At 46.3% G+C, this 19,315-nt stretch carries 20 protein-coding genes and 1 tRNA gene; 20 read left to right on the top strand and 1 reads right to left on the bottom strand.

Annotated features, from left to right (window positions below; all coding sequences use genetic code 11):
- Positions 1-93: 93 nt before the first annotated feature.
- Positions 94-498, bottom strand: coding sequence for a peptide-methionine (R)-S-oxide reductase MsrB (gene msrB, locus ACYVGR_RS10340; protein WP_460956223.1), 405 nt, complete (start codon positions 496-498; stop codon positions 94-96).
- Positions 499-659: 161 nt separating this feature from the next.
- Between msrB and ACYVGR_RS10335 the strand changes: the two genes are divergently transcribed.
- The 20 genes from ACYVGR_RS10335 (at position 660) to ACYVGR_RS10240 (ending at position 19,299) form a co-directional block, all read left to right on the top strand.
- Positions 660-2,573, top strand: coding sequence for a RecQ family ATP-dependent DNA helicase (locus ACYVGR_RS10335; RefSeq protein WP_460956221.1), 1,914 nt, complete (start codon positions 660-662; stop codon positions 2,571-2,573).
- 241 nt (positions 2,574-2,814) lie between these two features.
- Positions 2,815-3,282, top strand: coding sequence for a DUF2141 domain-containing protein (locus ACYVGR_RS10330; protein WP_460956219.1), 468 nt, complete (start codon positions 2,815-2,817; stop codon positions 3,280-3,282).
- Positions 3,283-3,817: 535 nt separating this feature from the next.
- A complete protein-coding gene (locus tag ACYVGR_RS10325; protein ID WP_460956217.1) occupies positions 3,818-4,462 on the top strand; it encodes a hypothetical protein in 645 nt (214 codons plus the stop codon).
- A 61-nt stretch (positions 4,463-4,523) separates the two neighbouring features.
- A tRNA-Pro gene (locus tag ACYVGR_RS10320) sits at positions 4,524-4,600 on the top strand.
- 276 nt (positions 4,601-4,876) lie between these two features.
- Positions 4,877-6,310, top strand: coding sequence for an anthranilate synthase component I family protein (locus tag ACYVGR_RS10315; protein ID WP_460956215.1), 1,434 nt, complete (start codon positions 4,877-4,879; stop codon positions 6,308-6,310).
- A gap of 101 nt (positions 6,311-6,411) precedes the next feature.
- Positions 6,412-6,978: an anthranilate synthase component II gene (locus tag ACYVGR_RS10310; protein ID WP_460956213.1), complete on the top strand. Its 567-nt coding sequence runs from the start codon at positions 6,412-6,414 to the stop codon at positions 6,976-6,978.
- 84 nt (positions 6,979-7,062) lie between these two features.
- Entirely contained in the window at positions 7,063-8,049 is a 987-nt protein-coding gene (trpD, locus tag ACYVGR_RS10305) for an anthranilate phosphoribosyltransferase (RefSeq protein ID WP_460956211.1), read from the top strand.
- Positions 8,050-8,146: 97 nt separating this feature from the next.
- On the top strand, positions 8,147-8,971 hold the full coding sequence (gene trpC / locus ACYVGR_RS10300) for an indole-3-glycerol phosphate synthase TrpC (protein WP_460956209.1): 825 nt from the start codon (positions 8,147-8,149) through the stop codon (positions 8,969-8,971).
- The gene (locus ACYVGR_RS10295; RefSeq protein ID WP_460956207.1) at positions 8,968-9,612 is read left to right on the top strand and encodes a phosphoribosylanthranilate isomerase; all 645 of its coding nucleotides are present in this window, start codon (positions 8,968-8,970) and stop codon (positions 9,610-9,612) included. Before trpC ends, ACYVGR_RS10295 begins: the two co-directional genes overlap by 4 nt.
- A 57-nt stretch (positions 9,613-9,669) precedes the next feature.
- Entirely contained in the window at positions 9,670-9,885 is a 216-nt protein-coding gene (locus tag ACYVGR_RS10290; protein ID WP_460956205.1) for a hypothetical protein, read from the top strand.
- 29 nt (positions 9,886-9,914) lie between these two features.
- Complete coding sequence (locus tag ACYVGR_RS10285; protein WP_460956203.1) at positions 9,915-10,340, top strand: DUF4262 domain-containing protein; 426 nt, start codon at positions 9,915-9,917, stop codon at positions 10,338-10,340.
- 16 nt (positions 10,341-10,356) lie between these two features.
- On the top strand, positions 10,357-11,556 hold the full coding sequence (trpB, locus tag ACYVGR_RS10280) for a tryptophan synthase subunit beta (RefSeq protein WP_460956201.1): 1,200 nt from the start codon (positions 10,357-10,359) through the stop codon (positions 11,554-11,556).
- Between the two features lie 97 nt (positions 11,557-11,653).
- Positions 11,654-12,454 (top strand): tryptophan synthase subunit alpha, encoded by an 801-nt coding sequence (gene trpA, locus ACYVGR_RS10275; protein ID WP_460956199.1) that lies wholly within the window; start codon positions 11,654-11,656, stop codon positions 12,452-12,454.
- A 17-nt stretch (positions 12,455-12,471) separates the two neighbouring features.
- Complete coding sequence (hisIE, locus tag ACYVGR_RS10270) at positions 12,472-13,098, top strand: bifunctional phosphoribosyl-AMP cyclohydrolase/phosphoribosyl-ATP diphosphatase HisIE (RefSeq protein WP_460956197.1); 627 nt, start codon at positions 12,472-12,474, stop codon at positions 13,096-13,098.
- Between the two features lie 85 nt (positions 13,099-13,183).
- Positions 13,184-13,519, top strand: a complete 336-nt coding sequence (locus ACYVGR_RS10265; RefSeq protein ID WP_182459386.1) for a phage holin family protein — start codon at positions 13,184-13,186, stop codon at positions 13,517-13,519.
- 110 nt (positions 13,520-13,629) lie between these two features.
- Positions 13,630-14,004: a RidA family protein gene (locus tag ACYVGR_RS10260; protein ID WP_460956194.1), complete on the top strand. Its 375-nt coding sequence runs from the start codon at positions 13,630-13,632 to the stop codon at positions 14,002-14,004.
- Positions 14,005-14,096: 92 nt separating this feature from the next.
- A complete protein-coding gene (locus tag ACYVGR_RS10255) occupies positions 14,097-16,430 on the top strand; it encodes an ATP-binding protein (RefSeq protein WP_460956192.1) in 2,334 nt (777 codons plus the stop codon).
- Positions 16,431-16,550: 120 nt separating this feature from the next.
- A complete protein-coding gene (locus ACYVGR_RS10250) occupies positions 16,551-17,804 on the top strand; it encodes an OmpA family protein (protein ID WP_460956190.1) in 1,254 nt (417 codons plus the stop codon).
- 171 nt (positions 17,805-17,975) lie between these two features.
- On the top strand, positions 17,976-18,488 hold the full coding sequence (locus ACYVGR_RS10245; RefSeq protein WP_460956188.1) for a hypothetical protein: 513 nt from the start codon (positions 17,976-17,978) through the stop codon (positions 18,486-18,488).
- Positions 18,489-18,513: 25 nt separating this feature from the next.
- On the top strand, positions 18,514-19,299 hold the full coding sequence (locus ACYVGR_RS10240; protein WP_460956186.1) for a hypothetical protein: 786 nt from the start codon (positions 18,514-18,516) through the stop codon (positions 19,297-19,299).
- Positions 19,300-19,315: the final 16 nt, after the last annotated feature.

Raw genomic sequence — 19,315 nt, 5'->3', positions numbered from 1 at the left:
TACAACAGCCATTCCTCCACGGGCAGAATGCACAATCGCCCAGCCTGTTCCGGAGAATAAGCTGGGCGATTATAAACTAGGCTGCTGTGATTACTATGAATCGGCAGTCCGCTTCAGTACAAGCGAAACCGAGTTCAGGCAATAGCGCATTCCAGTAGGTGGCGGTCCATCGTTGAACACATGCCCGAGGTGAGCATCACACACATTGCATAACACTTCAACCCGATGCATCCCGTAACTATAATCTTTTTCCAGCCGAATTCGATCGGCCTCAATGGGTTCCGTAAAACTCGGCCAACCCGTACCTGATTCAAACTTGGTTGTTGATTCGAATAACTCTGTACCACAACAAACGCAGGCGTAAATGCCAGGGTCGTGGGCTTCGCAATATTCACCCGAGAAAGGTCGTTCGGTACCTTTTCCCCGTGCCACTCGATATTGTTCCGGCGTCAGGATTTCCTGCCATTCCGCATCGGATTTGATAACTTTCTGAAGCATAATTGTTGTTGCTACTGATTGCAGATTTGCGCACAAACGTAAAACGCAATCTCGCTGATTTGTGTTTCAGGCGTAAATTTGTAGAAAGGTATCTGGTTTATGGTGTTTGGTTTGCTGACGCGAACCATACCATAAACCGAATACTATAAACGATAAACACAGTGACCACCCGGCAGATATTACAACAGTTTTGGGGATACACCAACTTCCGACCGATGCAGGAAGATGTTGTGAATACAGTGCTGGATCGACAGGACTCGCTGGTGTTGATGCCTACGGGTGGCGGCAAATCCATCTGCTTTCAGGTACCAACGCTGGCCATGAAAGGCGTTTGTATTGTGGTCACGCCCCTTATTGCCCTGATGAAAGATCAGGTTGAGCAGCTTCGCAAACGGGGTATTCCGGCAGCAGCGATTTATTCGGGCATGCATTATCGGGAAATCGATACAACGCTCGACAATTGCATTTATGGCAATACCAAATTCCTATATGTCTCTCCCGAACGGCTTCGAACCGAAATCGTTATCGAGCGAGTCAAACAGATGACGGTTTGTCTTTTAGCTGTTGATGAAGCGCACTGTATTTCGGCTTGGGGGTACGACTTTCGGCCACCTTATCTGCAAATCGCCGAATTTAGAGAGCTCATCCCAGACACCCCAATTATTGCGCTCACCGCTTCGGCAACGCCTGATGTTCAGAAAGATATCATTGAAAAGCTGGTCCTAAAAGACCCTGCTATCTTTCGGCAAACCTTTGCCCGGCCCAATCTTTCTTACTCGGCGGTAGTGGAAGAAAACAAAGACGCAAGATTACTCCGCGCCTTACAAAACGTACCGGGTTGCGGCATTGTGTATGTGCGTAGCCGCAGGCAAACCCAGAAAGTGGCGCAGTGGCTAAATCGACAGGGTATTTCGGCAGATTTCTACCACGCAGGACTAACAACTCAGCAACGGGCTGAAAAACAGGACGCCTGGATTCAAAATCGGACGCGAGTGATGGTCGCCACGAATGCGTTCGGTATGGGTATCGACAAGCCCGATGTGCGCATTGTTATCCATTTAGATGTTCCCGATTCGCTCGAAGCCTACTATCAGGAAGCAGGTCGGGCTGGGCGCGATGGACAAAAAGCTTATGCGCTAATGCTCTACACACCAGATGATCTGGAAAGTCTCCGTTTCCGAACCGAGCAGCTTTATCAGCCCATTGAGATGTTACGGCGGGTTTACCAGGCATTGGCAAACTACACGGCAGTGCCCGTCGGCGGGGGTGAATTTGCTAGCTATGACTTCGATCTGGGCGCATTTTCGGCTACATTTAGTCTGCCTCCGCAAGAGACTCACTATGCGCTAAAGCAATTGCAACTGGAAGGCTTTATTCAGCTGAATGAAAATTATTTTCATCCATCACGGCTAACAATCGTTCTGGACAATCGGCAATTGTATGAATTTCAGGTCCTGCACTCACGCTTCGATTCATTTCTTAAACTACTCCTGCGCGTCTATGGAGGTGAGTTGTTCACCGACTTCATCACGATCTCCGAATCGACGCTGGCAAGAACCTTCATGATTAATCAAAGCGAAATTGAACAGTTGCTAACGCAGCTTCATGAACGCAATGTGGTTATTTATGAAAAACAAAAAGACAAACCTCAGTTAACCTTTCTGACTCCTCGTTTCGATGCACCTTCACTGCCAGTTAATATACAAGAGTTAAATCGGCGGAAGGAATTAGCAATGCGGAAAGTGCAGGCAGCCATTTTGTATACCGAACACCAAACTCAGTGCCGGACTCGTTTGCTCCAGGCTTACTTCGGTGAAAAACCGGGCGACGCCTGTGGCATCTGTGACAATTGTCTCAGGAAAAAGAAATCAGCCGAAACGGCCACAGCAGCCGTACGTGAGCAAGTCCGAGATTATGTCGCGCTGGCAAATGGGCCAGGCGTATCTCCAAAACAATTAGCTCACCATTTCGCCCAAACTGACGCCGAGTCGCTGGCTCAAATCGTGAAACTGATGTTGGCCGAAGAGGAAATCCGGTACAACAAAAACGGAAATTTGACGCTAAATCTGGGGTAGTTTTTGACAGGATTAACAGGATGGACAGGATTCCTGACAGTGCCAATCCTGTCCATCCTGTTAATCCTGTCAAAAAAATAGGGCAATCAAATTTGTCAAACGCCCCAATAATCTTGTCGTAATCTCCCAAAGTTGTCATTTATCCCACAACCATGCAGTTTGTCCCTTTGAGTTGGAGTGGTCAGTTGAAGGCTTTTATGTTTGTGCTATCGAACCAAACGAACATAAACCTGCATAACTCATGAAAACGATTATCACCACCTTCTTTATCATCGTCCTATTCATCACAAATCTGACTAAGCCTTGCCTGGCTCAACAAACAACACCCGCAACATCGGCTTCGGTTAGCGGGACTTATTCCCTTACGGTTGTCATTCACAATGTGAATACCCGTTCAGGCAAACTCTATGTTGGTTTGGCCAATAGCCCAGCTACCTTCACCGGCGAATCATTTCAGCGGAAAATAGTTGATGTAACGCCATCAGGTGAGCTCACTACTATTTTCGAGGGTTTACCAGCCGGGAAATACGCCGTTCGGCTTTTTCAGGATTTGAACGGGAATCAGAAAATGGACTTTTCAGGACAGATGCCATCTGAACCGTTCGGCCTCTCAAACGTATCGATGCTGATGGGCCCACCCGATTTCGACCAATCAGCCATTGAGTTGACCGAGAATAAAAGCATTCGAGTACGTGTGATGGAGATGTGAGAATCGAAAATCAGCGGAGTAATTATATTACAAAATGCCATAAAGAGTACAAGTTGATATGAATTATATATCAACTTGTACTCTTTATGGCAAATATATAATACATTTGCCTTTCGGTGAGATAATTCTATCCAGAATATATGTGGCTATTTCGAGTTGTTTATGACAAGTGGGGTTGGCCTGGTATTGGCGTTTTTGTATTAATAATAGTACTCGTAAGCACTTGCAAATCCTTTATGGATCAATCCACTTATGAATCCTCTTTGAGAGAGCCATCTATTGGTGATCTATATATTATTAAACGTAGTACTGATTATTACGCACATCGGTTAGTCTCAATCTCAAACGATTCCCTTTGCTTACAAAAGCCCAATTATGAGTTGGGCACTTTTGAAGACAAGGACGTAAGCTCCTTAAAAACAAACCCTTACTTATTTGCAAAAGATTCTGTTTGGATGAGCAAATCTGAGCTATCTAATTTATTAAAGAAGGATCGATTGAAAATTTATCATTAAATAAACCACCGTATATCACAATGGGAATTATTACTCGAATCATAATCCTTATCGCATGTTATATGCTTTTTAAAGAAGGATGGCAAGACTTTAAGTTTAACTCTACTGTAAGCGAAGCGAAGGTATGTACTATCGAGGAATTAGAAAAAATACCTCCTGGAGATATCCCTAGATACATCAAAGTCAAAGATGTAAAGATTTTAAAAGGTAATTATGTAGTCGAAGTGGGCAAAAAAAAAGGAGACTTACGGGCAGTAATATATCCAGTATTTTCCCTGAAAAATTTTTTGGCATCTGCGCTCCGTAAAGATTCGACTGTCAAAGGGGTAACTTATCAACTTGATACCACTGCCAAAATAAAAGTTAAATTAGTCGTTCGTGATAATCATGCAAACAAGGCAGATGTAGAGAGTGGTGAGTATTTTAAAAAACTAAAAAGCGAAGTAGAAGGTAAATATGACCCTGACTTAAGAATTAGTAATGACACAAAAAAATTACTGGAAGATAGTGGCTTCAATATAGATAAAGAAGCTATTGAGCTTAGTCAAGGTGGAAGCCCATGGGGAAATATAGGTAGTATTTCGGCAATGATAGGTAGTAGCCTTATCGGGCTATTGATGTTAATATCATTCCTACCAACGCGTCAGCCAGAAGATAAAGGTTAAGATTCAGAAAAATGCTTGTATTTTTTTCTTAAGGATTCGTTTTTATATTTGTGGCCCAGTGCGGGGTGTAGCGCAGCCTGGTAGCGCGCTACGTTCGGGACGTAGAGGTCGTGGGTTCGAATCCCGCCACCCCGACCAGAATAGCAGCTTGATAAAAGGCTATGTTGGGGAGGTAGAGGTTGTGGCCGGGGGCGCGTCCGCCTTCGAATCCCGCCACCCCGACCAGAAATAGAATTCAATTTGATAAAACGAGTTAGACACTCATGAATAATACGGTTAACAACATGATTTGGTGGTGGCATTCTTCTCAACAGGGATGAAGGTTGCCGCTATTGTTGTTTACCAGCAAATTTCTCAAGGCTCACCGACATCCCGGTGAGCCTTATTTTTTTATGCACTAACGACTATTGACTTATGACCATCGACTTAAAACCCACTTACCGCGTTGTCAGCCGTCATAAACGGATGCTGGCCGATATTATCACCCCCGTAAGTATTTACCTGCGCATTCGCGACCGCTTTTTGAATAGCATTCTGCTCGAAAGCTCCGATTACCACGGAAACGACAACAGTTTTTCCTACATCGCCTTCGATCCGGTTTCCCGCTTTTCGTATGAAGGAAATAAACTGACGATAAAAATGCCGGGCGAAGACGAGCAGACCACTGAGCTTCCCGTTCAGGAAATGCGCGCGGCTCTTCAAAACTATAAAGACAGCTTTAAGCACGAAAAAGCGCCGTTCCCCTTCATTACCAACGGTTTGTTTGGCTACTTCGGCTACCCAGCCGTGCAGGGTTTCGAAGATATCACGCTCCACGCGCCAGTACCAACCGAAAACCAGATTCCAGCGGCCGTCTTTACGGTGTACCGTTACGTACTGGCAATCAACCATTTCAAAGACGAGCTGTATTTATTTGAGCACAGCTACCTCCGCGATGGCGACATCGAACCGGAAAGCACGTTAGATTACATCAGCGATCTGATTACGAGCCGAAATTATCCGACTTATTCGTTCAGCCCTGCCGGACCCGAACAATCGAACTTCACCGACGATGAATTTCGGGCGGTTATTCAGAAAGGCAAAGATCACTGTCAACGGGGCGATGTTTTCCAGATTGTTTTATCGCGTCGGTTTTCGACACCATTCACGGGCGATGAGTTCAATGTGTATCGAACACTCCGATCGCTCAACCCCTCTCCTTACTTATTCTACTTCGATTACGGCAACTACAAAATCTTCGGCTCTTCGCCCGAATCGCAAATTGTGGTGAAGAATCGCCAAGCCACCATTTACCCCATTGCGGGCACCTTTAGGCGCACAGGCGATGACGTCCGCGATGCCGAACTCGCCCAGAAACTCTACGACGACCCGAAAGAATCGGCAGAACACGTTATGCTGGTCGATTTAGCCCGCAACGATCTTAGCCGGAACTGTGATGTTGTTAAAGTCGAGACGTTCAAAGAGATCCAGTATTATTCGCACGTCATTCACCTGGTGTCGAAAGTAGTGGGCGATTTAACCGAACAGGCCGACCCTTTACAAATCGTTGCCGAGACCTTCCCGGCCGGAACGCTCTCAGGTGCCCCCAAACACAACGCCATGCAATTGATTGACCGCTACGAAAACCTGAGCCGTAGTTTTTACTCGGGCAGCATTGGCTATATGGGTTTCGACGGCGAGTTCAACCACGCCATCATGATTCGGACGTTTATGAGTAAAGACAACACGCTTTATTATCAGGCCGGAGCCGGTATCGTGGCGAAATCGGTCGTTGAAAGCGAGTTGCAGGAAGTCCATAATAAACTAGCCGCCCTACGGATGGCCCTTGAGCAAGCGAAACAATTATAAAGTATTAGGAGAGAGCAGTGAGTAGAGAGAATCCATCCGGCAGAAGTTAGTTTACGCCAGCCATTCTCGCTCCTCGCTCCTCACTCCTCACTCCTCAGAACATGAAACTTTTAGTCTTAGATAATTACGATTCGTTTACCTACAATCTGGTCTATATTCTCCGCGAATTAGGGCTGAAGCCCGATGTCATCCGGAATAACAAGATCAGTCTGGAAGCAGTAGGACAGTACGACAAAATCATGCTCTCGCCCGGACCGGGTATTCCGTCGGAAGCGGGAATTATGCAGGATCTGGTTCGGGAATATGGGCCAGCCAAGAGTATTCTGGGTATTTGCCTCGGGCATCAGGGGATTGGCGAAGTCTATGGCGCTACCCTCGAAAACCTCGGTGATGTGCTACATGGTGTAGCCCACAAAGCAACCGTAACCGATCGATCCGAACGACTCTTTACCAATATTCCAGCAGATCTGGTGGTTGGCCGTTATCACTCCTGGACTGTTGTACCAGATTCAATGCCCGAGGAGTTGCGAATCACGGCTGTAGATGAGCATGGGCGCGTTATGGGCCTGGCTCATACACGATTCGATGTTAAGGGACTTCAATTCCACCCCGAATCAGTCCTGACCGAAAACGGCGTCAAGATGATTGAGAACTGGTTGAAAAATTAAAGAGTGAAAGAATAAATGAGCGAAAGAGTGGCTGACATACTTTCACTCATTCACCCTTTCGCTCATTCACTCATTATATCAAGAATGAAAGCGATTTTAAATCACCTTTTCGAATACAAGCATCTTACCAAAGACCAGGCGCGTGAAGTATTGCTGGGTATTGGTCGGGGAGAATATAACCCGGCCCAAATTGCCTCGTTTTTAACGGTTTACATGATGCGAAGTTTGCGTCTGGAAGAGCTCGAAGGATTTCGTGACGCGATGCTTGAGCTGTGTTTACCTGTAGACCTTGCCGCTTATGATCCTATGGACTTGTGCGGCACCGGGGGCGATGGCAAAGACACGTTTAATATCTCAACACTGTCCTCATTTGTAGTGGCGGGGGCTGGGCAGCGCGTGGCCAAGCACGGCAATCACGGGGTGTCATCGTTGGTCGGTTCCTCTACCGTAATGGAAAAATTAGGGTACCGATTTACGAACGACGTGGGCGAATTACAGCGAAAAATGGAAACGTCAGGCATTTGCTTCCTGCACGCTCCCCTGTTTCACCCAGCTATGAAAAACGTGGCACCCATCCGCCGGGACCTCGGTGTGAAGACATTTTTCAACGTTTTGGGCCCGATGATAAATCCGGCAAAGCCTGTTAAACAGCTTGTTGGCGTCTTTAACCTTGAATTGGCGCGATTATATGCGTACCTTTATCAGCAAACCGACAAGCGGTTCATGATTTTGCATGCGTTGGATGGTTACGACGAGATTTCGTTGACGGGCCCCTTCAAAGTCATTAGTAATCAGACCGAACAGGTGTTGGAACCCGAGCAGTTGGGGTTTAGCGCCTTAACGCCCGAATCGCTGGCAGGCGGACAGACGCTGGATGAATCGGCACAGATTTTCATGAACGTGCTGAATGACGAAGCAACTCTACCGCAAAAGCAGGCGGTTCTGGCCAATTCGGCGATGGCGTTGCTGGCAGCCGGAAAGGCAACTACCCGCGAAGAAGCTGTAGCGATGGCTCGGGAGTCTTTGGAAAGTAAGCGGGCGTTAGCGGCTTTTAAAAAATTGATAATGTAAAACGGAATGGTATTCCGTTTAGCCGTCAGGCTAATTAAATAGACATAAAAATTAGCCTAGCGGCTAAACGGAATACCATTCCGTTTTACAGATTAAAATGACGATTCTTGACGAAATAATTGCCCAAAAACGAATCGAAGTAGCCCAGCGAAAAGAAGCGACCCCCGTATCGGTACTGGAACAGATGCCTAACTTTAACCGCATCTGCCTGTCTTCGCGCGATGCGGTTCAGGATTTACACTCGACAGGCATTATTGCTGAGTTCAAGCGAAAATCACCATCCAAAGGTATTATCAACGATAAAGCCGATGTAGCCGAAACCACGCAGGGTTATGTGCGGGCGGGTGCGGCTGTGCTGTCGGTTCTCACCGATGAGCCTTTCTTTGGCGGAACCCCTGCCGATTTGCAGGCAGCACGATTAGCGAACCCCAATACGCCGATTCTCCGCAAAGATTTCGTTGTAGACCGTTATCAGTTGCTTGAAGCCAAGGCCTGGGGTGCCGATCTGGTTTTGCTTATTGCCACCTGCCTGACGCCAGAAGAGGTAGCCGAACTCAGCCTACAGGCGCACGATTTGAGTATGCAGGTGCTGCTCGAAGTTCATGATGAAGAAGAATTGGACCGAAGCCTAAATCCAAACATTGATTTAGTAGGGGTTAATAACCGGAATCTTAAAACGTTCAAAACCTCGGTCGATACGTCGCTCCAGTTGGTTGAACGAATTCCCGATACGTTTGCTAAGATTACTGAAAGTGGCTTGCACGATGCCGAAACGATGCTTAACCTGTTCCGGGCGGGTTTCGATGGTTTCCTGATTGGCGAAGCGTTCATGAAAACGCAAGACCCAGCCTCAGCTCTGCAAACATTAGTCACTGATTTTACTTCACGCATGATCACTTCTACAAACTTGTACAACTCATGAAAATCAAAGTGTGCGGTCTACGCGACGCCGACAACCTGAAAGAGATTGCCGCCCTGCATCCCGATTTTGTAGGATTTATTTTCTACGATCAATCGCCACGCTTTGTGGGAGACGATTTAGATGAAGCGGTTGTAAAAGCCCTTCCCCGATCAATTCGGAAAGTGGGTGTGTTTGTCAACGCCAGTCCGGATTTTATTCTTCGGTCAGTTAAAAAGTACGATTTTCAGTATGTGCAGCTGCATGGAAATGAAACACCCGAATACTGTCGGAGTCTGCGAAACCGGGGCATTAACATCATCAAGGCATTTCGGGTCGATGAGTCATTCAATTTTTCGATGCTGAACAACTATAAAGCGCAATGCGACTTCTTCCTGTTCGATGCCAAAGGCGATCAACCCGGCGGCAACGGCCACACGTTTGACTGGAGCATCCTGAGCCGGTATGATAACGAGAAACCATTTTTCATCAGTGGTGGCATTGGCCTGGACAACCTCGATCAGCTGGCGACCTTAAAAGGCATGAAGCTTTACGGAGTCGATGTCAACAGCCAGGTAGAAATTGCACCCGGCGTGAAAGACGTTGCCAAAGTGAAGGAATTGATCGACCGCGTACGACCCGTTGAAGAGGAAGAGACGGTGTAGGGAAACGCTAAAATCTTTCCAATGCCAATCTTGTTAACTACCTAAACAACAACGCTAATGGAAACGACGAAGCTTATTGAAGATGAGATTCCTCCTATGAAAAGGGGGCAGTTAAATTTCTATAAACCAGAAGATATTCGCCGTTGGGGAGTAGAGCGCTTCTTAGAAGCAACAGCTGTAAGAGAACCTTTCAATCGTGTCTTTCCTGAGTTTACAGATGAAGAAAATCGACGAATGGACGCAATATTAGAGGAAGAGAGAAACTGTAAATAATTCCTTCGTATCTATCAAAACTGCACCTGATGACTCGTAAAGAGAAGATAGAGAAAGATGTAAAACTGCATGGGTGGATCGTATACAATATAATTGATAAAACCTTACCAACTTTCGCTTATACAGTTGGCTTATATGCTACGTTTGGCCATCCCGAAATAATTATTTCAGGTCTTAGAAAAGAAATTGGCCATCAGATACTTAATGATATAGGCAATGATGTAAGGAAAGGCATTAACAGACAAGCAGACCAGAGCTACAGCGATATATTGCAAAATTACAATTGTGTATTTAAGCAAATATCAGAGAATACGTATCAGGATTATCTGGGACAAGCTATGGTCTTTTATGATGAAGAAAGAATCCCATTTCTACAATGTGTCTACCCAGATAAAATGGGGAAATTCCCTTGGGAAGATACTTACCAAGTAATGGATCAGGAAATATTATATTGAACTTAGTAGAGTAACAATGCAAACTACCCTAGAACCCCAAACCTCATTTGAGGTATCTAATAAAGGATTTTACGGCCATTTCGGTGGAGCATTTATTCCCGAAATGCTTTATCCAAACGTCGAAGAATTACGCCAGAATTACCTGAATATCATAGCTGATCCAGCTTTTCAGGCTGAGTTCTGGCAATTGCTTGAAGATTACGTTGGCCGTCCTACTCCCTTGTTCTTAGCCAAACGATTGTCTGAGAAAGTTGGCGGAACCGTCTACCTCAAGCGCGAAGACCTTTGCCATACCGGCGCACATAAAGTCAACAATACGATTGGGCAGATTCTGGTCGCGAAACGGCTTGGCAAGAAACGTATTGTTGCTGAAACAGGCGCTGGTCAACATGGTGTGGCAACGGCAACGGTTTGCGCCCTGATGGGTCTGGAATGCATTGTCTACATGGGCAGCATCGACATGGAGCGCCAGAAGCCCAATGTCGACCGGATGCGGATGCTGGGAGCGACGGTCGTTCCGGCAACATCGGGTAGTCAGACGCTCAAAGATGCTACGAACGAAGCCATGCGCCACTGGATTAATAACCCAGTCGATACGCACTATATCATCGGTTCGGTAGTTGGGCCTCACCCCTACCCAGATATGGTGGCGCGGTTTCAGTCCGTTATTTCGCAGGAAGTGAAGAAGCAGCTTTTTGCCAAAACAGGTCGCGAGAACCCGGATTATGTTGTGGCTTGTGTGGGGGGTGGCAGCAATGCCGCTGGCGCATTCTTCCATTACCTCAATGAGCCATCTGTTCGACTGGTAGCCGCCGAAGCTGCTGGGCAAGGCGTTGCCTCAGGCCACTCGGCTGCCACAACGGCACTGGGCAAGCCAGGTGTGTTACACGGCAGCCGGACCATTCTGATGCAAACCGAAGATGGTCAGGTTGTTGAGCCTTACTCCATTTCGGCAGGTCTGGATTATCCGGGCATTGGCCCCCTTCACGCCCACCTGTTCGAATCGGGCCGGGGTGATTTTTACGCCATCACAGACGACGAAGCACTACAGGCTGGCTTTCAACTGAGCAAGCTCGAAGGCATTATCCCGGCTCTCGAATCGGCTCACGCCTTAGCAGCCCTGGAGAAAATGAATCTTAAATCAGACGATGTCGTAGTCGTTTGTCTGTCAGGGCGTGGCGATAAAGATTTAAGTACGTATTCAAAGCATTTATAGTAGTTTTTGTCATTCTGGCGATAGCAGGAATCGCGATTCTTTAGCTAGTCAAGCTTGAGATTCCTCCTATCGTCGGAATGACAAAAAGTGACCACCAATGACACAAGAACTCACTAAAAACCGCATCACCGACCTGTTTGCTCGTAAACGTGAACGGTTGCTGAATGTATATTTTACTGCCGGCTTTCCCAATCTTACTGATACCGTGTCGATTCTACGCGGTTTACAATCTGCCGGTGTCGATATCGTTGAAATCGGAATGCCCTACTCCGACCCCGTTGCCGATGGGGAAACGATACAACAGAGTAATGACAAGGCCCTAAATAACGGCATGTCGTTAAAAACGCTGTTTTCTCAATTGGCCGATTGCCGAAAGGGAGCGGATCCAGTAACCGTACCTATTTTATTGATGGGCTATATTAATCCTGTCTTGCAGTTTGGCGTCGAAAATTTCTGTAAGAAGTGCCAGGAAGTTGGCGTTGATGGCGTTATTCTGCCTGACCTCCCGCTGGATTTATTTCTAGACGAGTATGCCCCCATCTTCAACGAGTACGGTATTTTGAACGTTAACCTCATTACCCCGCAGACATCGGAAGAGCGTATTCGGTTTATCGACGCCGAATCTGACGGATTTATCTATATGGTTTCGTCGGCGAGTATTACGGGTTCCGTAAAAGGCGTTAGCAGCACCATGCAGGCTTATTTTGAGCGCATTGCCGCCATGAACCTACGAAACCCTCGTCTGATTGGTTTTGGCATCAACAATCACGAAACCTTCGACACGGCTAGCAACTATGCTAACGGAGCCATTGTCGGGAGCGCGTTCATTCGGCATTTAACCGAAAAAGGTACATCGCCCGAGAGCATCCAGGCATTTGTGCAGACGATTCGCGCATAACGGTTTACCTTTGCAGCATGAATTCCGAGATTAATTTCGATAAATCGCCCGATGGGCTGATTCCCGCTGTCATTCAGGATGCCGAAACGGGCAAAGTCCTGATGCTGGGCTATATGAATCGTGAAGCGTACGACAAAACCACAGCCGAAAATGTTGTAACCTTTTTTAGCCGCAGCAAACAGCGGCTCTGGACGAAGGGTGAAACGTCAAATAATTTTCTGCACGTCAAAGAGATTCTGGTCGACTGCGACGGCGATACGTTGCTGATTAAAGCCAATCCTGCCGGGCCAACCTGCCATACAGGGGCCGATACCTGTTTCGATGAGGTAAATAAACCAGCTGGGGGCACTCCAGCCGGGGGCCAGTTTCTCAATTACTTACAAGGTATCATTCACGACCGAAAAGTTAATCCATCCGAGAAATCGTACACGACAACACTGTTTAATCGGGGAGTCAATAAGATTGCTCAAAAGGTTGGCGAAGAAGCCGTTGAGCTTGTGATTGAGGCCAAAGACAATAACGATGACCTGTTTAAAGGGGAGGCCGCCGATTTATTATTCCATTTTCTGGTGTTGCTTGAGCAGAAAAATATTGATTTAGACGATATTGTGGCCGTATTACAGGCCCGCCATGTCAAACAATAATTCGGCTTTGCGGTTTGTCTGTTCAACAAGGGTGGGCATCACAGGGGTGCCTGCATCATGTTATTCACCAAACACTCACTTTCCTATGGGACTGATTATTCGTATCCTTATCAGCGCAGTAGCCGTTTGGATAGCGGCTTATTTTATTCCAGGCGTTTCTGTTTCAGGAGGAGCCGGTACTTATCTGATGGTTGCCATTGTATTAGGCTTTCTAAACGCCTTTATTAAGCCAATTCTGACGGTTCTGACTATCCCGATTACCATACTGACGCTGGGGCTATTTTTACTGGTATTAAACGTCATGATGGTTTATTTAACAGCTTATTTAATACCGAGTTTCCATGTCTCTGGCTTTATTGCTGCGCTGTTATTTAGCTTTTTGGTTTCTATTGTGACAGCGTTGATCGACGCAATCGTCTAACCAACAATCTGTCTGAACATACGAATGCCGCGCCCCAGGTTGCGGCATTCATTGTTTTTAAGGATCGTCATTTTTCCGTAGGTTTCACCATAAAAATTGTAAGAACTGCCATGACATTTGTTCAAACTTCAGATGCACCAGTGCCCGGTGGCCATTATTCGCAGGCTGTAGTCCATAACGGACTCGTTTATTTGTCAGGTATTTTGCCGATTACACCAGCAGGTCAGAAATTGAATGAAACTAGTATTGCCGAACAAACCGAGCAGATACTGGCTAATCTTGACGCCATTCTGCAAGCGTCGGGTAGTAAACGGGAGCAGGTTCTTAAAGTCTCTATTTTCATCACCGATATTAGTGCCTGGGGTACCGTAAACCAACTGTATGCCGAATTTTTTGGTGACCACCGACCAGCACGTTCAGTTGTTCCCTGCTCTCCGCTTCATTATGGATTTGGTATTGAGCTAGAAGCGATTGCCATTATTTAAGTAGGTATTTATCAGCACATTAAAATTCAATTAAGCTAATCGCAAACAGCTGATTCTTCGTAGGTTTGATCATTACGGCGTTAGTAATCCGCATGTCTTTCGAAGAATTTATACTGGTTTTTCTGGGTGGGGTTGGCATGATGACGCTGTACATCGGTGCACAAGCCTTCATGACCGGCGAGAAAGTCTATCGCTATTACACAGCCTATGCCCTTTGCTGGATCAGTTATTTTTTTTTCAGAGTACTCTGGACATTCGGCGATGCTCGAATTGAGACCGTCATTTATCCTTTTGGGCGAATAGGCTTCCCAATGTTAGCTTATGTCTTTTACTATCGTTTCGCTGACGCATTTTTAGATCTGCGCCGATTAGTCCCACGTGTATTCTGGTTATTTCGCTGGACGGAAATTGTTCTGCTGACTTATGTCGCAGCCGAATTACTTGTTTGCCTGTTTTTCAATGACTGGACTAGCGCAGCGGCTCATGAGTGGGTCCATACCATCATGCGGTTGGGCGTGGCCATCGTTTCTGTTTACGGTATAACTAAAGCCTGGGAGCAGCGCAATCAACTATACTATTATTTCGTAACAGGGTCTGCACTGTTACTCTTTTTAGGCTTAGTGTCGATGGTGCTTTCATTTACCATGCCCAATGATGATGGTAATCTATTCAGTCCCTTATTCTTTCTTAACATTGGGATTTTACTCGAATTACTTTGCTTCTCGCTTGGGTTAAGCTACAAGAACCAACAAACTGAAATTCAGAAGATTACCATTGAACAAGAAGTCATCCGTGAACGTGAGCAACGAGAATTGGCCCAACTCAAAACGCAGTTTTTTACCAATATTTCTCACGAGTTCCGTACACCACTCACCCTGATTCTTGGCCCACTAACCGACTTGTTACAGAAGAACCCGGCCTACCCTACTTATCAACTGATGCATCGAAACGCATCGCGACTACTGGCCTTGGTCAATCAACTACTCGATCTGAGCAAGTTAGATGCGGGACAACTCCAACCTGATGTGAAACCAGGCAACCTTACCGAGTGGCTTCGATTGCTAACGGGTTCATTCTCTTCACTGGCAGCTAGCCGATCCATCCAATTATCCTTCCTGGCCAAAAGTCATTTGTTCGATTTGGCCTATTTCGACCAGGATAAGGTCGAAAAAATCGTTACGAATCTGGTAGCAAACGCCTTGAAGTTTACTCCTGCCAAGGGTGCAGTTCTTGTTCAACTAGACACCTCGGCCGACAAACAGGCAGTGATTCAGATTCAGGATACGGGCATTGGTATTCCAGCCGATCAGCAGGTGCGGATTTTTGAGCGATTTTATCAACGGTCCACCGATGCGGTAGCTGGCAATTCGTCAACAAACGTAGAAGGCACAGGTATCGGACTTGCTCTGGTACGTGAATTGGTGAGTGTCTTAAAAGGTTCGGTTTCGGTCGAAAGCCAGGTTGGACAGGGAACAACATTTACCGTAACGTTACCCGTCGATGCCGAAACCTGGGCCGCTTCGATAGACCTGTTTATCGAACATACTATTGAGAAAACAACGCATAATAGCCATTTATCTGAACCTGAGTTACCGATACAAGATGAGTCGCTAGAAGCCGTTTTTGACTCCAACGATGGCAATCGAACTGACTTACCGCTGCTGCTGATCATTGACGATAATGCCGACGTGCGTCAATACATTCGTCAGATCATGATACCTACCTATCGGATCATCGAAGCGGTAGATGGGCAAGATGGACTAAATCAAGCTACCCAGGCTATTCCAGATATTGTTATCTGCGACTGGATGATGCCAATCATGAACGGCGTGGAATTCTGTAAAACGCTAAAAACACAACCCACCACCGATCACATTCCAGTCATTATGCTCACGGCCAAAGCGTCTACTGAAAATCGGATTGAGGGCTTCAGCGGGGGGGCTGATGAATATCTGGCGAAACCTTTTAACCCTTTAGAACTAGCTGCTCGTGTCGAAAATCTACTGACACAACGGCAAAAGCTTCGCGAACGATTCAGCCGGGAATTATACCTGAAACCAACCAATATGCAGGTTTCGTCGGCCGAAGAAATTTTTCTGCAAAACGCGATTCGTATCATCGAACATCACTTGGGCGAGAGTTCATTTTCGGCGGAGCAGTTTGCCGATGAATTAAATCTCAGTCGAATGCAGCTTCATCGCAAACTGAAATCGCTGACCAACCAATCGGCAACGGAATTTGTGCGCCATGTTCGCCTGCAACGAGCCGCCGACCTGCTGGCAGCCCGCTCAGCAACAGTCTCCGAAATTGCCTTTACCGTTGGTTTCGAGAGCTTATCATATTTTTCAAAAAGTTTTAAGGAACAGTTTGGCGTATTGCCAAGTGATTATGAACCGATCACTCAATTAGCCAGCCGAACCGATTGAAACAGAGCTATTTTTATCGGCTGTTACATACCAGCAAAACAATGTTACACGGGCGTTTAGCGCTGGCTAAGCCCATAGAGTATGTTTGTGTCCGTCAACTCTGTCATTTTTTAAACGACAATGAAAACATTAGTAACACTGTTAATCGCTACGTTATTTGTCAGTCCGGCTTTCGCTCAATTCGGCAATATTCTTGACCGGGCCGCCAATGCCGCTACAAACCGGGCTAACCAAAAAATTGATCAGGGCATAAACAAAGGACTGGATAAAGTTGAAGAAGGTGTAAAAAACGGGGGAAAGAAGACAAGCGGAAGCCCTCAGGCACCAACCACTAATCCCGATGATCAAACAAAAAATACACCCAGTACTAATGGAGCTGGGCCGTCGGAGCCAGCCAAACCCGTAAGTATGAGATCGTATGCGAATTACGACTTTATACCCGGCAACAAAATCATTTTTGAGGACGACTTCCATACCGATCAGGACGGCGAATTTGCCGAGCATTGGGATTTATTAGGCGGACAGGCGATTCTGAATAAATCGGGCGATGGGCTGGTCATGAAAATTACCGATGGCAACTATGGCAAGGTTGCTCCGTTAATGAAAGAGAAAAACTATCTGCCTAAAGAATTCACGCTGGAGTACGATTATTATCAGACACCCGGTGCCTATGGTTTACAATTTTGGTTTGAAGATGCAGAAGGGCGTGAGGTAATTAAGTGCCAGGCCGACCGTGACGGAGCTTCAGCCACGTATATGGTCAATGATGAATCCAGAACGCTGGCCGGAAGTATGCCTGAAGAGCTAAAGTATGAAAACTTCAATAATCGCTGGCACCACGTTGCTTTCATTCTGAAAGGTCGTAGCATCAAGATGTATATCGATCAGTTTAGAGTATTAACTGTACCGCAGAATACAGCTGTACCCAGCCGCATCATTTTTGGTGGTATTGCTACGCAGGAAGAGCCGCTTATTTTTAAAAACGTACGCATTGCCGAAGGCGGTGGTGCTAACCTGATCGGGCAGAAATTTGGGGAAGGGAAATACGTCTCGCACGGTATCAATTTCGACTATGGCAAAGCCAATATTAAACCCGAAAGCATGGGCGAGATCAATGCCATTTACAAGTTTTTGAGCGAAAACAGCGGTTCAAAATTTGAAGTGGGTGGCTATACGGATGCAGATGGTTCAGACGCCAGCAATCTGACGCTATCCCAAAAACGTGCCGACGCGGTTAAAACACAACTTGTCAGCATGGGCGTAGACGCGGGTCGCCTAACGGCCAAAGGTTATGGCGAGACAAAACCAATTGCCGACAATGCCACATTTGAAGGCAAAGCTCAGAATCGTCGGGTGGAGTTTGTGAAAATGTAACTAGTTAGTATCTAGACTTTTGTCATTCCGACGTAAGGAGGAATCTTACGCTTGACTAATAAGGGACTTTAAGATTCCTCCTGCCGTCGGAATGACAAAAAAGAGTAGCAAAACCTCATTAGTGACCCACTCTTCTTTATCATAAAACTCCTTTAAGCCCAATCTCTTTTCATGCATTTCCGCAAACTACTTCTGGCAGTAGCTGGCCTTGCTGTGTCCGTTATTGCCAACGCTACTACCCCTATCCGTCCGATGGATGGCTCAGATATTAAAGTTGTTGTTACAGGTGGCCCAAACGCTGGTACCTATAATTTGAAATCCACTGAAACAACCTGTTCGCGCAACGCGACGGGTACTAACTCGTTTGGTAACCAATACTCTACCCGAGCCGCAACGGGTTTAACCAGTGTCCAACTTATTATTAGCGATGCTAAAAAAGCGGCATCGGGTGGCACCGCAGATTGTTATCTATCCATACGATTTGGGAAGTTGATCGGCGGAGTCAAGTATGAGTTTGGCAAACTACCAGCCTCATTCGGAGGTACAGATTCGGGAGGCAAAGGAACTGCCAGTCTTTCGGGTTCAGGCAACAATACGACCTCCACTATTGAAGGGACAACAAAAGCAGGCGTAAAAATACAGGTGACTATTCAGTGCCATTCTGTACTTGATTTAGGCAAGTAATCCCACATACATCTACCTGTTTATCATGAAAAAACTACTTATTCTGAGTCTGGTAGGTTTGTTGGCTTATCGGACAGCAGATGTTCTGTCAGACATTGGCCTAACTCACTCCCAGGCCGAGGAGACTGTCTTTAACGGAATAACTTCAGGCTATCTATCGATACCAGCCGCTTGCCGTAAACTAGCGGTTTCGCAACGGGCAAGCGTGGTTAATGGCGTTGTCAGCTTTGCTAAATCCTACACAAAAACCGATGATTTTAAAAAACGGTATGCTACCTGGCGATCAGATGCCAAACCAACATCGGATGCTAAAAGCTATGAACAGGTGCAAAAAGAACAGAAAGCCCAGATCACTGAGATGAAAAAAGGGCTGGCTGAGACAAAAGCATCGATGGCAAAGCTGGATGCGGCCACGCAAAAGTCAATACAGGGCGCGATTCAACAGCAGGAAAAGATGATTGCCGAAATGGAATCGGGTACAAGTCCAATGCTAATGAAACGGGAATCTGTTGACCAGCTCAATAAATATGCGGAAGCCGAGTATCAGGAAAAACTAAAAAAATGGGAAGTCGATTATCCTGCCGATCCTGGTATCCTGATTCATAAACAACTCAGCCTGTTTCTGGAACAGTCGGCCGGGGTTGATTTTACCGCTAAACTTACAGACCGTTCTGGTAAAAAGTATTTCGTAAATCCCTCCTACGAACAAAAACCCGACAACTGGAAACGGTGTTTTCGCGCTGGTGCAGAGGCTACTTCTGTGGCTCAGCAACTGGCCAAAACCTGGTTATTCGAGTTAGAGAAAAAGTAGTAACGCGAGTGGAAAC

The organism is Spirosoma litoris (assembly GCF_054776755.1).
The sequence above is the reverse complement of the archived record's forward strand: the minus strand, read 5'-3'. Positions and strand labels throughout refer to the sequence as shown.

Excerpts from the sequence above, each read along its gene's own strand:
- ACYVGR_RS10260 (WP_460956194.1), top strand. The coding sequence starts at position 13,630 with ATGACATTTGTTCAAACTTCAGATGCACCAGTGCCCGGTGGCCATTAT.
- ACYVGR_RS10285 (WP_460956203.1), top strand. The coding sequence starts at position 9,915 with ATGACTCGTAAAGAGAAGATAGAGAAAGATGTAAAACTGCATGGGTGG.
- ACYVGR_RS10265 (WP_182459386.1), top strand. The coding sequence starts at position 13,184 with ATGGGACTGATTATTCGTATCCTTATCAGCGCAGTAGCCGTTTGGATA.
- ACYVGR_RS10295 (WP_460956207.1), top strand. The coding sequence starts at position 8,968 with ATGAAAATCAAAGTGTGCGGTCTACGCGACGCCGACAACCTGAAAGAG.
- msrB (WP_460956223.1), bottom strand. The coding sequence starts at position 498 with ATGCTTCAGAAAGTTATCAAATCCGATGCGGAATGGCAGGAAATCCTG.
- ACYVGR_RS10245 (WP_460956188.1), top strand. The coding sequence starts at position 17,976 with ATGCATTTCCGCAAACTACTTCTGGCAGTAGCTGGCCTTGCTGTGTCC.
- trpB (WP_460956201.1), top strand. The coding sequence starts at position 10,357 with ATGCAAACTACCCTAGAACCCCAAACCTCATTTGAGGTATCTAATAAA.
- ACYVGR_RS10240 (WP_460956186.1), top strand. The coding sequence starts at position 18,514 with ATGAAAAAACTACTTATTCTGAGTCTGGTAGGTTTGTTGGCTTATCGG.
- ACYVGR_RS10315 (WP_460956215.1), top strand. The coding sequence starts at position 4,877 with ATGACCATCGACTTAAAACCCACTTACCGCGTTGTCAGCCGTCATAAA.
- ACYVGR_RS10255 (WP_460956192.1), top strand. The coding sequence starts at position 14,097 with ATGTCTTTCGAAGAATTTATACTGGTTTTTCTGGGTGGGGTTGGCATG.
- trpA (WP_460956199.1), top strand. The coding sequence starts at position 11,654 with ATGACACAAGAACTCACTAAAAACCGCATCACCGACCTGTTTGCTCGT.
- ACYVGR_RS10310 (WP_460956213.1), top strand. The coding sequence starts at position 6,412 with ATGAAACTTTTAGTCTTAGATAATTACGATTCGTTTACCTACAATCTG.
- hisIE (WP_460956197.1), top strand. The coding sequence starts at position 12,472 with ATGAATTCCGAGATTAATTTCGATAAATCGCCCGATGGGCTGATTCCC.
- trpD (WP_460956211.1), top strand. The coding sequence starts at position 7,063 with ATGAAAGCGATTTTAAATCACCTTTTCGAATACAAGCATCTTACCAAA.
- ACYVGR_RS10290 (WP_460956205.1), top strand. The coding sequence starts at position 9,670 with ATGGAAACGACGAAGCTTATTGAAGATGAGATTCCTCCTATGAAAAGG.
- ACYVGR_RS10325 (WP_460956217.1), top strand. The coding sequence starts at position 3,818 with ATGGGAATTATTACTCGAATCATAATCCTTATCGCATGTTATATGCTT.
- ACYVGR_RS10250 (WP_460956190.1), top strand. The coding sequence starts at position 16,551 with ATGAAAACATTAGTAACACTGTTAATCGCTACGTTATTTGTCAGTCCG.
- ACYVGR_RS10330 (WP_460956219.1), top strand. The coding sequence starts at position 2,815 with ATGAAAACGATTATCACCACCTTCTTTATCATCGTCCTATTCATCACA.
- trpC (WP_460956209.1), top strand. The coding sequence starts at position 8,147 with ATGACGATTCTTGACGAAATAATTGCCCAAAAACGAATCGAAGTAGCC.